At 61.7% G+C, this 1,039-nt stretch carries 1 protein-coding gene; it reads right to left on the bottom strand.

What is annotated here, in order from left to right; translation table 11 throughout:
- Positions 1-200: DUF5818 domain-containing protein (locus tag CAF53_RS27440; RefSeq protein ID WP_157801416.1), on the bottom strand; the 200-nt coding region annotated here is incomplete at its 3' end.
- Between the last annotated feature and the right edge of the window lie 839 nt (positions 201-1,039).

The raw sequence follows: 1,039 nt of genomic DNA, 5'->3' as shown, positions 1-1,039 counted from the left end.
TCGACGATGACGGTCGCGTCCACCAGCGGCGGGAAATCCTGCGCGCCCTCGAGGCGCCAGACGTGGCCATCCTCCATCTCGAGGAGGAAACCGCGCTCGGATCGGCGCAGACGTCCCTGAAGGCGCAGGGGAACGGCCGCCGCGGTCACGGCGCGGGATATCCGCCGGTCGAGGCGGCCCATGCGGAAGAGGAAAAGCATATGATCACGACGATCCTATTGCGGGGCATCATTCCGATTGTAAACATGTTCGACCTATGTTCCAATCCTGGAAGAAAGGATTTCCCATGATTGCGGACTATCTCACCGGGTTCGATTTCACCCTGCCCCTGATCGATGCGGTCAACGATCCCGACATCGCGGATGTGCGCAGCGAGATCGCCGCCTCGCCCTCGGGGAAGGTCTGGATTCCGGATATTACGAGACGCAGGAGCTGGCCGAAGCCTTTCTGGAGGCGGCCGCGAAGCCAATGCCGGGATCAGCGATCTCCATAGCCCCGCTCGCGAGCGCCTTGCCGATATTCTTGATCGCGGTTCACCTTATCAGCGCTGCTTGTTCGATGCGGTGGCCACGTTGCCGCTGGCGCGGCGAGCCATCTCGTCTGGCTTACGGAGCTGATGCGTGATCGCGCGGATATGTATCGGCCGGTCGAAGCGGCGCGTCTATCGACACGCTGAATATCCTGCCCCCACCTGCGGCATCCGGTAATTTCGCCCGGAACCGATTGGCAGTTGCTGCCCGATTGGTTTAGAGGAGCGTGTCCGCCGGTGGTGGGCCGGAGAGTAGAAACTCCGAACAATAGAGTCGGCGCATGCCTTGCGGCCGGATTGCCTGATTATGTCCAGGCTCCGGCTAAAGATCAGGCGCGCGTTCTATTGTTCGCGTCTTTCTACGTCCGGCTCAGGGCCGGCATCCTCCTTCGGGAGGGTGCCCGCCGACTGAGCGCGACGGGACGGAGAAGCAGACATGACAAACGAAAAGCCAGGTTTGAAAAAAGCCATCGAGCTGATGGAGGCGGCCCTCGAATGCCTGACCGGCCC

Source organism: Sphingobium sp. LB126 (genome assembly GCF_002795205.1).
Lineage (GTDB): Bacteria > Pseudomonadota > Alphaproteobacteria > Sphingomonadales > Sphingomonadaceae > Sphingobium > Sphingobium chungbukense.
Note: the sequence above shows the minus strand (reverse complement) of the source record. Positions and strands in the feature narration are given on the sequence as shown.